This window comes from Rhodococcus sp. 14-2470-1b (genome assembly GCF_002259415.1).
Classification (GTDB): domain Bacteria; phylum Actinomycetota; class Actinomycetes; order Mycobacteriales; family Mycobacteriaceae; genus Rhodococcoides.
Genome location: NZ_NPFY01000038.1, coordinates 49,189 through 60,330 on the forward strand (window position 1 = coordinate 49,189; position 11,142 = coordinate 60,330).

12 protein-coding genes are annotated in these 11,142 nt (G+C 63.4%); all 12 read left to right on the top strand.

Going from position 1 to position 11,142, the window contains the following annotated elements; translation table 11 throughout:
• The first annotated feature begins 84 nt into the window (after window positions 1-84).
• Window positions 85-1,593, top strand: a complete 1,509-nt coding sequence (locus tag CH293_RS26235) for a hypothetical protein (protein ID WP_094721882.1) — start codon at window positions 85-87, stop codon at window positions 1,591-1,593.
• Window positions 1,590-3,422, top strand: a complete 1,833-nt coding sequence (locus tag CH293_RS26240) for a hypothetical protein (protein ID WP_094721883.1) — start codon at window positions 1,590-1,592, stop codon at window positions 3,420-3,422. The genes CH293_RS26235 and CH293_RS26240 overlap by 4 nt, the downstream gene beginning before the upstream one ends.
• The gene (locus CH293_RS28425; protein WP_217900790.1) at window positions 3,419-5,137 is read left to right on the top strand and encodes a hypothetical protein; all 1,719 of its coding nucleotides are present in this window, start codon (window positions 3,419-3,421) and stop codon (window positions 5,135-5,137) included. Before CH293_RS26240 ends, CH293_RS28425 begins: the two co-directional genes overlap by 4 nt.
• A 73-nt stretch (window positions 5,138-5,210) precedes the next feature.
• Window positions 5,211-5,567, top strand: coding sequence for a hypothetical protein (locus CH293_RS28430; RefSeq protein ID WP_217900791.1), 357 nt, complete (start codon window positions 5,211-5,213; stop codon window positions 5,565-5,567).
• Entirely contained in the window at window positions 5,557-5,961 is a 405-nt protein-coding gene (locus CH293_RS26250; protein ID WP_094721884.1) for a hypothetical protein, read from the top strand. Before CH293_RS28430 ends, CH293_RS26250 begins: the two co-directional genes overlap by 11 nt.
• Window positions 5,962-6,044: 83 nt before the next feature.
• Entirely contained in the window at window positions 6,045-6,656 is a 612-nt protein-coding gene (locus tag CH293_RS26255) for a TetR/AcrR family transcriptional regulator (RefSeq protein ID WP_094721885.1), read from the top strand.
• On the top strand, window positions 6,653-7,480 hold the full coding sequence (locus CH293_RS26260; protein WP_094721886.1) for an NAD(P)H-binding protein: 828 nt from the start codon (window positions 6,653-6,655) through the stop codon (window positions 7,478-7,480). Before CH293_RS26255 ends, CH293_RS26260 begins: the two co-directional genes overlap by 4 nt.
• A complete protein-coding gene (locus CH293_RS26265) occupies window positions 7,477-8,052 on the top strand; it encodes a hypothetical protein (RefSeq protein ID WP_094721887.1) in 576 nt (191 codons plus the stop codon). Before CH293_RS26260 ends, CH293_RS26265 begins: the two co-directional genes overlap by 4 nt.
• Before the next feature lie 214 nt (window positions 8,053-8,266).
• Window positions 8,267-8,389 carry a hypothetical protein gene (locus CH293_RS28695; protein ID WP_255122990.1) on the top strand — a complete coding sequence of 41 codons (123 nt, stop codon included), beginning with the start codon at window positions 8,267-8,269 and terminating at the stop codon, window positions 8,387-8,389.
• A 692-nt stretch (window positions 8,390-9,081) separates the two neighbouring features.
• Window positions 9,082-9,468 (top strand): hypothetical protein, encoded by a 387-nt coding sequence (locus CH293_RS26275; protein WP_094721888.1) that lies wholly within the window; start codon window positions 9,082-9,084, stop codon window positions 9,466-9,468.
• Between the two features lie 435 nt (window positions 9,469-9,903).
• Window positions 9,904-10,980, top strand: coding sequence for a DUF1524 domain-containing protein (locus CH293_RS26280; protein ID WP_094721889.1), 1,077 nt, complete (start codon window positions 9,904-9,906; stop codon window positions 10,978-10,980).
• Window positions 10,981-11,033: 53 nt separating this feature from the next.
• On the top strand, window positions 11,034-11,142 hold a 109-nt coding region (locus CH293_RS26285; RefSeq protein ID WP_141217218.1), incomplete at its 3' end, for a DUF2510 domain-containing protein.

An 11,142-nucleotide genomic window follows, 5' to 3' on the forward strand; every position in this document is an offset into this window, starting at 1 on the left:
TCTAGCCAGTGAAGTGTTGTTGTTGCAATCGATTTGACTGATTTCGGGCCGCCAGCGTGGTACTTGCCGATACGGTGGATCGCAATGGTCGGTCTTCGTCGGTGGCAAGTGTTCTGGTGTGATCCACCCAGTTCGTCGGCTGATGTCGTCGACGATCCGGTGCTGGCCGCGCTGCCCTCGTTGTCGGAGTGGGCCCGCCTGCACGGGACGCGTGCCGGACAGCCGTTTCTGCTGCGTACGGATGGTCACGGCGTGCCGGAGGTCGACGAGTTCTTCGCTTCGCCTCGAATGCGGAGCTGCAAGCAGGGAACGCTTCGCAAGTATGCGTTCGCTCTCGCAACATGGTTAGGTTTCCTCGACGCGATCGAATGCTGCTGGTACGAGGCAGGTTCCGAGCAGATCGATACGTTCAAGTTCTGGCGGATGACCGATGCGGCAAACCCGGTACGCGTTGCAGGTGGCACCGTCAGATCGGATCTGGTCGCGATCAGCACGTTCTATGAGTGGGCACACCGCACTTATGGCGTGACGAATCCGGTACTGCGGACGGCCGTCCGCGGTCGCCGATCCAGAGGAATAGCTACCGAGGAATATTCGGCGACTCCGCACGTGGTGCGTGATCGTGACGTGAAGTGGCTCGACCCAGCAGGGTATCGGCGATGGCGTGATATCGGATTGCGTGGTCTGGACCGGCGTGGTCGAGAGGTGGCGGGGTGGCGTGGCCGGAACGCACAGCGCGACACTGCGTTCGCGGACGGGCTGTACGGAACTGGGCTGCGGTTGTCGGAGTGGGCGAGCATGTTGATGGTCGAGCTACCGGTCGACGATGCCAGCCGCGGGTTCACGACGTGCCGGTTGGCGGCCGCATGCGCGAAAGGCAGCCGCGGTCGCAGGTTCTGGATGCCCCGCGAAACGTTGACCGACGTACATGCCTACGTGGAGGGCGAACGAGCCCGAGCAGTACGGCGAGCACGCCGGGAGGGCCGATACGACCGGATCCTGAAGCGCCGGATCGTGATTCGGATGCTCGGTGGCCGCCGGCTCGAACTCTGCGACCGTAGCGGTGTCAAATCCGTGGTGTCGTTGGACGCCCTCGACCCGGCCGCGCGGCTGCATCTGTTCCACGACGATGCCGGCGGGCTGAGCCCGGCGTCGCTGTGGGTGAACGAGGACGGCATGCCGCGGATACCGCACGGTTGGCAGCACACGTTCGTCACCGCAAACCAGCGGGTCGAGCGTGAAGGTTTGATCGGGTTGGCCGCGACTGCGCACATGTTGCGGCACTCGTTCGCTTTGCGATGGTTCTCTGTCGGTCGGTTGCTGTACGAGCGGCGCTTCGCCCACCTCGATGCCGAGGAGATGAGGGACTACCGGGCACAGTTCGGTGACACCTGGTACTTCGTGATGACGCTGCTCGGGCACGCCGATGTTGCCACCACGATGAACACCTACCTGGAGCCGTTCCGCGATCTGGACGTCTCGTTACTGATCGAGCATGCGCACGGTGCGGCCATGGACCGAGTATTGACGGATCTGTTCCGAACCGACCCTCGGGTGCTCACCGACCCACTGGCCGATATCGAGCTCTCATGAGCGCACAAGGCCGCCGCGCGCAACTGCCCGACCTGGGCTACACATCTCCCGGACGGCACGAGCCGTTGGGGAACAACCGTTTTCGGGTCGTCTTCCATCCAGAGCGTGGTGGCCGCCCGACCACGTTCGACCTCTCCGACCTGCCGGTTGGGGAGGCGATGCGTGAGTGGCTTACCGCAGCGCTCGCGAAAGGAACCGGACCGAGCGGCTCCGCCCGAACATTGGCATCGGCACGAACACTGCTCGGCGCAGCACGGTCGTTCGCTCGATACTTGGACTCATCGGATCGGTCACCGGCGACGCCGGCGCAGCTGCACGGGACACATTGGGATCAGTATGTGCTGGCGCAAGGGGTGTCGAACCGGCGAACACAAGTGATCAATCTGCGCAGCTTGCTGCGACATGCCAGCAATGTGCCCGACGATTTCGCGGCGAGGATGCATCGCACACAGATCAGTTCGAGCAAGCAGAAGTTCCAGGCCTACAGTGCCGCAGAGTTCACCCGGATCACGGCAGCAGCGAAATCGCATGTGCGCGAATGCGTCCACCGGATTCATGAGGGTCGTGCTCTGTTGGCTCGATGGAGGGCCGGGGAGATCGATCGGGACCTCGACAAACACGGTTGGGAGCGAGGGTGGCTACTCGATCACATCGACCGCCACGACCAAGTGCCCCGATATTCGAACGGTGCGAAGCATAATATTTCCACCGCCCATGGAGGGACGGCGGCGTTGTTCGCCGAGTTGTATCCCACACCCCAGGATGTCGCCGCTGCGGCAGCGTTGTTGATTTGTTTGACCGGGCACAACCTGTCCACGATCGCCACCCTTCCAGCACGGCATCACAGGCCGGACGGCGACGCCGGAGCCTCCCGCACGGCAATTGTGGAGACGATCAAACCCCGGCGCGGTCGACAGCACGCCCACCAGAGCATCGCGTTGCACGACCCGGCCGCGTCCGCTCCGACCCGGCTCGACTTGTCCAGTGCGTACGCCGTGTATCAGGTCGTTCACGATATTTGCGGACCGGTGCGTGCCCGCGCCGAAACCAAGGTGCTGTTCGCCTATTTCACGCCGAAGAACGGCATGCTGTTCCTACCAGGGCTCCGCCGCAACGTGCTCGGCCAATGGGCGCAAGCCCGCGGTGTACTCGGCGATACGGTCGACGAGACCGGTCAGCCTGCCCCGCTGCGACTCGACAGCAGACGACTACGGATGAACTGGCTCGAACAGCACCAGCAACCGGTCGCACACACCGAGCAGACACTCGCCAACGACTATCTAGCCCGGCATCGCGGCAACCTCGCGGAATACCAGCAGATCGTGGCCGCCACCCTCGACGAGCAGGTCACCGAAGCGCGACGCACCGCGGTGATGCGCAGCCTGACCCCGAAACAAATCGAACACGCTCACACCGATCCGGACGCAGTCGCCGCGCACGTCGGGCTGACCGCCAGCGTGCTGACTGACCTGTTGGCTGGCCGTCTCGACACCGTTGTTGCTGGTTGTGTCGACAACACCCACAGCCCACACGCCCCCACGGGACAGCCGTGCACGGCATCGTTTCTGCTGTGCCTGTCGTGCCCGTGCGCACGGGCAACTTCACAGCACCTACCGGTCATCGCCGAAGTCCACGACAGACTGCAACACAAGGCGAAGGAGATGACGCCGCTGCAGTGGGCGCAACGATTCGCCGGCCCCGTGGCTCAACTCTCCCACGTGATGAGCCGATACCCCGACACCGTCATCGAGGAAGCGCGCACACACGTGAGTGAGGAACAACGAACACTTGTAGCCAGGTTCCTAGCGCGCAACCTGGACATCCGATGACCACGACCAGCGTCCTCACCGACGATGACGACGCGGGGTACCCGGGATCGGAAACCGTTGTCCTGCAGAACCGCCCACTACGGACCGATACCGACACCGTCATCCTGTCCCGTTTCGGCGACGAGCGCTGGAATCTGACACCTGCGTTGTTAGCTCCGCACGCACGAAGCACCTCGCTCAACTTCGGGTCCGTGCACCCCGATTTCGAGCTCGCACTCAAACACCTGTACTGGGCGATGATCAACCATGACGGTGACGACGCCACTGTCAACAGACATCATCGTGGGGGCACGCCCGCGATGCTGACGATCTCGACCATGTTCCGGTTCACCCGCGCCTTCACCGACTGGCTGGCATCGCGTGGATGTCGATCTCTGACACAGGTCAGCCCCGCCGATCTCGACGACTACCTGGTGCACGTCAAAACCGCGGAGACGACGCACGCCAATCGCGAGGACCTCCTCGCCGCTGTAATCAAGATGTGGGGCTACCGGAAACTCGTGCCAGAATCCGATCGTCTCCCACCCACACCGTTGTGGAACGGCGAACGTGTCTACCGGCTGCTCGAAGCCTCACGCCATGTGGAAATTCGAACCCCACGCATTCACCCCGACACCATGAACAGCCTGCTGGCATGGTCACTGCGATTCGTCGAGGACTTCGCCGACGACATCACGGCCGGTTTCGATGAATACGAACGGCTCCACCGACGCATGCTGCCCACCCGTCTACGCCCTGACCGGGTGCGGCGCCGCCCAGGTGAGCTCGTCACCGATCTGCACACCCTGCTCGATAAGTACGCCGATATGGGTCGCCCGTTACCGGGCATCCGTAGTCGCAGTGGTGAACTGATCCACCACCTGCCCTATCTGGCCCGGCTCCTCGACACCGCGCCCGATTCACTCCGCCGTCCGGAGATCCTCGACATCCTGGGCCGGTCGGGGCTGCCGATCCGCGAAGGTGCACCGTTGCTGACACCGGCCACCGGCACCCTCGACGGGCAGCTATGGTGCGAGGACTCCATCGACGAACGCGAAGCCCACCAGCTGGCCCGCCACCTCACCGCCGCCTGCTTCATCGTCATCGGCTACCTCTCCGGCATGCGGACCGGTGAGGTACTCACCCTCGAACGCGGATGCCTGCAGCGGGATTCCGACAGTGGCTTGCTGCTCATTCGCGGTCGACACTGGAAAGGGGCACACGACGCCACCGGCTCCACCGTGCCGCAAGGACAGATTCGTCCGGACCCCTGGGTGGTCGCCGAACCCGTCGCGACCGCGATCGGTGTGCTGGAAAAACTCCACCACGACTCGTTGCTGTTCCCGCACATGCTCGGCGAACACAACTCAGGGCCACGACAGTTCCGGACCGGGCAAGCCCGCACCACCGGCAGCATCAACACCGATATCGCCGACATGATCGGCTGGGTCGACTCCTACTGCGCGGCCACCGGCCGCACCGATGTCATACCCCCCGATCCGACCGATCCGAGCATTCCCGCCCGCCGTCTGCGGCGCACACTGGCCTGGTTCATCGCCCGCAAACCACGCGGCCTCGTCGCTGCCGCGATCCAGTACGGTCACCTGAAAGTGCAGATGACCGTCGGCTACGCCCGGCAGTTATGCCTCCGGGTTCCCAGACGACCTGGCGTTCGAGGAGTGGCTCGCCCGACTCGATCTGCTCGCCGACGCGGACGAGCACCTTCGACACGGTGAACATGTCAGCGGCCCGGCTGCACACACCTACCGGCACCGCGTCGATGGCGCGCAACGATTCGCGGGATACGTCTTGCGCACCAGTAGCGATGCACGCACCTTGCTCGCCAACCCGGACCTGCAGATCTACCCGGGACACGGGATGACCTGCGTTTTCGACCCGCGCCGGGCGGCATGCCGCCTCAGCCGAGACGACACAGACACCCGCCGCACCCCCGACCTCGCCGATTGCCGACCCAACTGCGTCAACATCGCCCGCACCGACCGCGATATCGACGAACTCACCACCGACATCGAAACCCTCCGCGTCCTGGTCGACGATCCTCTGGCACCACCGATACGTGTCGCACGTGAACGACAGCAACTACTCCGACTCGAAGACGCTGTGACCCAACACACTCGTCGCGAAGGCAACGATCATGACTTATGAGAACATGACGGAACGCCACGCGATCGAGGCAGCTATGACTCGGCTCCTCGACGGCACACCTCAACGCTCGACCGGTGCCCTGAGCATCGTCCAGCTCGCCGTCGAAGCCGACGTCAAGCGATGGGTACTGACCCACAAACACACCGACCTCGCCGAACAATTCACACGACGTGCACGAACACAGCGCAAGATGCCAGCTGCGTTCCAAGACCTCGATCGACGCGCGAAAACTGCTGAAGCAGCGAACGATCGCCTTCGGCGAGAGAACAATCGGCTACAGAAACAAGTCAACATCTACGCGCAGGTCATCCACGAACTCACCACCGAACGCAACAGAACAAGTCCGCAGTCACCTGCGCGCAAGCTTTCGCACATAACCACTCACAGGCACTGACCGGTCAACGTCGCGTTCACGGCCAGCGCGATGTTGCTGCATAGATCACTCATGTACGTACCGTATCGTGATACGGTACGTACATGAGTGCGAAGGAGATGTCGCGGACGCGGCGAGCAGGCGGAGCGAAACGAGCCCAGGTTCTGGCCCATGTTGTGGCGGTGTTGTCGGAGCGTGGTTATGCCGCAACTCGATTCGCTGACGTGTCCCAATCGTCGGGGGTCGCCGTGTCGACACTGCAGGGCTATTTCGGTTCCCGCGAGGATATGTTGATCGAGGCTCTGCGAGGTGCCACATCGGATGAAGTCGATGCGCTGGGGTCGCTGGCTGCAGGGTTCGAGGATCCGTGGCATCAGCTGGTCGCGTTGGTCGATCGTGGATTGTCGACACCAGTGCACACGTGGCGGATGCTGATGGAATTCTGGACCGCCGCGGCACACGACGACGAGTTGCGTGAGCGTGCCGCGGACCTCGCCCAGCACTACCGCCGTCCATTCTTCGCGGCTGTGTCACGCGGCGTTGAGTCGGGCTCGTTCGACCCCCGTTTCGAGGTTTCCGCGATTGTCGATGTTGCGGTGGCGACCATGGATGGGCGGCTCTACCCGCTCGTACTCGATCACCGAGCCTCGGCTGATCTGGATTACCGCGACGTGGTGCTTGCACAGCTGGCCTTCGCCCTCAGGGCGGACGCGTGACGATCCTCGTTACCGCGGCGAGCGGCAAGGTCGGTAGGGAAGTCCTTGCGCAGCTACAGGATCGGGGAGCGGATCTGCGGCCGGGATCGCGGCGCAGCGCGATCCCGCTGAACTGGACCGATCCGACGACCTGGCCCGCCGCGCTCGACGGTGTCGAGCGAGTGTTCGTGATCGTGCCCGGTGGTGATGACGGCCACCGATCCGTACTCGGCCTCGGCTTTGCAGTGTGTGCTTTTCTGGACCTCGCCAGTCGGAGCGGCGTAACACACGTCGTGTTGATGACCGCGCTGGGAATGAACTACGCACCAGCCGAAGTCGAGCAACGCGCTGTCGAATTGCACCTACAGCGAAGCAAGCTCAAGTGGACGATTTTGCGCCCGAACTGGTTCTTTCAGAATCTCGTAGACGGTCCGCTGCATACCATCGCCGAAGCCGGACAAGGAACACTACGGCTCCCGACATCAGATGCCGCAGTCAGCTTCATCGATACCCGCGACATCGCTGCGGTCGCTGTCGAAGCCCTCCTTGGCGACCACACCTACCGGGAATACGACCTGACCGGACCACAAAGTCTCACCTTCGCCGATGTCGCCGACACCTGCCGCAACTCGAAGGTGCTCGTGGACGATTACCAGCCGGTGACCGCGTCACAGTTCCGCGCGATGGTGATCGACCTGGGGTGGCACCTCGACTACGTCGACACCATCAGCGGCTTGTTCACCACCATCGCGGCCGGACACGCTGCACCGGTGTTGCCCGACGCCGCGAATATTCTCGGCCGCCCTACCCGGCGATTCGGTGAGTTCGTTCAGGAGATTCGATGATTCTGACCGACAGGATCGCTCATGGCGTGGCCGCCGGGGACGTCACTGTTGCGTACCGCCGCTGGATGGATACACGGGGAATCAAGGCCGGCTCGACCCTACGAACCGTGGCAGGAATCGTCCGCATCGACCGGGTCGATCGGGTTGATCTCGAACAGCTCGAAGCGTCCGCCGCCGGCTACAACAGCCGTGCCGAGCTGGTGTCGACGCTCCGCGGCGACGAAACGGTTCCGCTGTGGCGAATCACCCTGCGATGGATCGGCCCAGATCCGCGAGAGGAACTTGCCTCAAACGCAATCCTCACGGCGGCGGAGATCGACGAAATCAGCACCGTTTTGAAGAAACTCGATGCCCGCCACCACTGGGCAGAGCCAACCTTGTATCGACTCGCCGAACAACCTGGCATGACCGCTGCACAGCTCGCCGAAGGTCTGCCGATCGGCAAAGAGCCGCTCAAGCGTCGTATCCGAACGCTCAAAGAACACGGTCTCACTCGCAGCCTGCCGTCGGGCTATCGACTCTCCCCTCGCGGCCACGCCTACCTTGACGCCACCGACCCGAAACGACAATGACATGACCTAACCCACGACGAGGTGCTGAGTCTCATCGGCCCGAAACGACAGACGTTGTCCGGCGCGCCCGAAAGTCGCTGTCCAGCCGCGCGGGCCTGGAATCAACCCCGGGTTTAGGACCGCCTCACGACCTAGCTTCAGACTGTGCTGGGTTACCCCCGATCGCCGCCGGCTTGGCATTCCTACCGCTCCGTGTCTGCAGCACGCTGCATCGATGACGCTGGTCCCCCTCCTGCTAGGCAAGCTCGGTATCCGACTGACCCTCGTCATCGGCATGACCGGGGACGTAGTCTCGATCATTCTGCTGGCGCTCGGGATGTCCCTCGCAGGCTCATAGCCCGGCGCAGGAAAACCGGCATCACGGTGCGGCGATCGATCGCCGCCATCCGACGCAGGGTTCTCAGTCAAGAACTTCACCACCACCGACGACGCCGGAAGAGGGTCAATCTCGACCGCCTCACCAATCGACGAACAACGCCCATTCGCAGCGATGTAGACCCTGCGGCGCAGGTGAATCGGACAACACAGCGTCGACGCGACCGGCCACCACCAACACCGGTCGCAGGACAGGACGTCAATCGAGGCGTTGTTCCCACTGCTGTAACCACGGCAGCAGCGCAGTGAGATCACGGGTATCGAGTGCTGCGGTCGCCGCCTCACGGGCCGCGGTATTCGCGTTCAGAGCCAGCGATTCGGGAAGAACCTCGAACAGAGGAGTGTCCGAACGGCTGGTGGATACACCTCAACGTTGTCCATTAACACGTTTACAACACCTTCGAACACGCGAGAGATCCGAGGGCCTCGCGATGGACGTCAAAGCGCCCGGCTTGCTCCATGCATGGGCGAAAACATCACTAGGACAGTGGATCTGTTGTCTAAGTTTTGACATCCCGATCGGAAACGGCAAGGGCTTCCTTCGTCTCGATCAACAGTGGTGCCCCGCCGAAGCCGCAACCCCGGTGAGCTGAAAAACATGCCCAATCGTCAACATATCTTGACGATTGGGCAGCGTCAAGATATGTTGACGCTATGGAATCCGAGAATGTCCTCACCCCGACTGAGCTGACCGAATTGTATGTCGAATACAAGGCCGCGCTGCTCGATGTCGAACTCGCAGAGATGGTGCGCGAGCAGGGAAGCAAGGATGCTGCGAGCTGGGAGGTGAACTCCGAACAGCGCATGGCCGCCGCTGTCTCCGATGTCGACGCGCTCGAGATCAACGCCTTCCTGGCCTCGACGATGATCGCCGACCGCTATGCCATCATCGGACGCCTCCGGAGCCAGGACCGCCCGGTGCCCTGGTCGAAGATCGGCGAAATCCTCGGCATGAGCAAGCAAGCCGCACAGCAGTGGTACGACACCTACAACCTGCGCCCCCGCATCGAGAACCCCACCCGCCGTGCCGACCCGTCCTGAGTGCACGACGCGGATGGTTCTGTGCTGCCGGACGATTCAGCCGCGCCCGCCCGTCGTCATCGACGCCGGCGACGTACGACTCTCGCTCGTCGTGCAGTCCCTCACCCGTCCCGAGCTGGGCGTGCGGCGATGACTGAGACCGCAGGCCAGATCGACATCGTCGAGGTGCTCGCCCACAGGGTTGACAGACAAGCAGGAACCCCGTGGCTGGTAAGGCGTGGCCCCCCCAAGAATTCGGAGCTTCCCGCATGATCTGCGAAGTTCACCCGATCCAGGCCGAGGTCGTGCCACGCCAGCAGCGGCGTATTCGTCTTTGTTGCGCCTATCTCCGCGAAACCGGTTCTACCGCATACCCTTTCTGCTGTCACGAATGCTGACCAGAGCCCCCGCTACGATGTCGATCGACTCGTTTGTCAAGGATCCTGGAGAACCACCGTGCCTTATTCCGGCTACCCGCCGCCTGCACCACCCACCTCGAAGAGCCGGCGGAAGTGGCCGTGGATCGCCGGAGCGGCTCTGGCCGGTCTGCTGGTCATCGGTGTGGCGAATCCGATGGAGCCCACCGACCCAGCCGCGCAGGAAGAGGCTGTGCCAGCAGCATCTGCCACCACACTGAGCACCCCACCTGCTGCCGCTACTGCCGATGCCACGCCCGTGCTTCCGGTCGCCCCGCCGGCCACACCCGAGTCGATGGATTCACCGGCACCTGCGAAGTCGGCTGTCGCCGACGCCGGCAGTGCACAGGCCGCCCTGTCCATGCTGGCCACCGTGCCGATCAAGGGGCGAGCCCCGAAAACCGGGTACGACCGAGACCTGTTCGGTCAGGCCTGGACCGACGACGTCGACGTCGAGTTCGGTCACAACGGATGCGACACGAGGAACGACATACTGCGGCGAGATCTCACCGCCGTCACCGTGAAGCCGGGTTCCAACGGGTGCGCAGTGCAGACCGGCACCCTGGCCGACGCCTACACGGCCGCCACCATCAACTTCGTCCGCGGTGCCGACACCTCGAGCGATGTGCAGATCGACCATGTGGTGGCGCTCAGCAATGCCTGGCAGACAGGTGCGCAGCAACTCGATCCGGCCACCCGGGTGAACTTCGCCAACGACCCGCGCAACCTGCAGGCCGTCGACGGCCCGTCCAACCAGCAGAAGAGCGACGGCGACGCCGCGACGTGGCTGCCGAGCCACAAGGCCTACAGATGCACCTACGTCGCGCGGCAGGTCGAGGTCAAAGCCGCCTACCGACTGTGGGTCACCCCGCCCGAACACGATGCCATCGTTCGGGTTCTCGGAGACTGCGGAGCTGCCGCGACTGATATCGAGTCCGCAGCTCCCGCAGCTCCCGCAGCTCCCGCACCGGCACCGAACCCGGCTCCAGCTTCCTCGGCTGCGGTCTACAAGAACTGCGGTGAGGTTCGTGCGGCCGGAGCCGCCCCCATCAGGGCTGGACAACCGGGATTCAGCACCAAGTTCGACGGTGACGGAGACGGTGTCGGCTGCGAATAGCGCTTAAGTTCAACGAGGTGAGTTCGGTGACATCGACCTGGGACACTTCACCGATGACGACACCGAACCCCGGCTGGTACGCCGATCCTGACCCCTCCAACGCAGGTGGGCAACGATACTGGGACGGTCGCCAGTGGACCGATCGCTCCGCCCCCGGCCCTC

Coding starts and splice junctions, on each gene's coding strand:
- CH293_RS26235 (WP_094721882.1), top strand. CDS start 85: ATGGTCGGTCTTCGTCGGTGGCAAGTGTTCTGGTGTGATCCACCCAGT.
- CH293_RS26250 (WP_094721884.1), top strand. CDS start 5,557: ATGACTTATGAGAACATGACGGAACGCCACGCGATCGAGGCAGCTATG.
- CH293_RS26255 (WP_094721885.1), top strand. CDS start 6,045: ATGAGTGCGAAGGAGATGTCGCGGACGCGGCGAGCAGGCGGAGCGAAA.
- CH293_RS28695 (WP_255122990.1), top strand. CDS start 8,267: ATGACGCTGGTCCCCCTCCTGCTAGGCAAGCTCGGTATCCGACTGACC.
- CH293_RS26240 (WP_094721883.1), top strand. CDS start 1,590: ATGAGCGCACAAGGCCGCCGCGCGCAACTGCCCGACCTGGGCTACACA.
- CH293_RS26265 (WP_094721887.1), top strand. CDS start 7,477: ATGATTCTGACCGACAGGATCGCTCATGGCGTGGCCGCCGGGGACGTC.
- CH293_RS26275 (WP_094721888.1), top strand. CDS start 9,082: ATGGAATCCGAGAATGTCCTCACCCCGACTGAGCTGACCGAATTGTAT.
- CH293_RS28425 (WP_217900790.1), top strand. CDS start 3,419: ATGACCACGACCAGCGTCCTCACCGACGATGACGACGCGGGGTACCCG.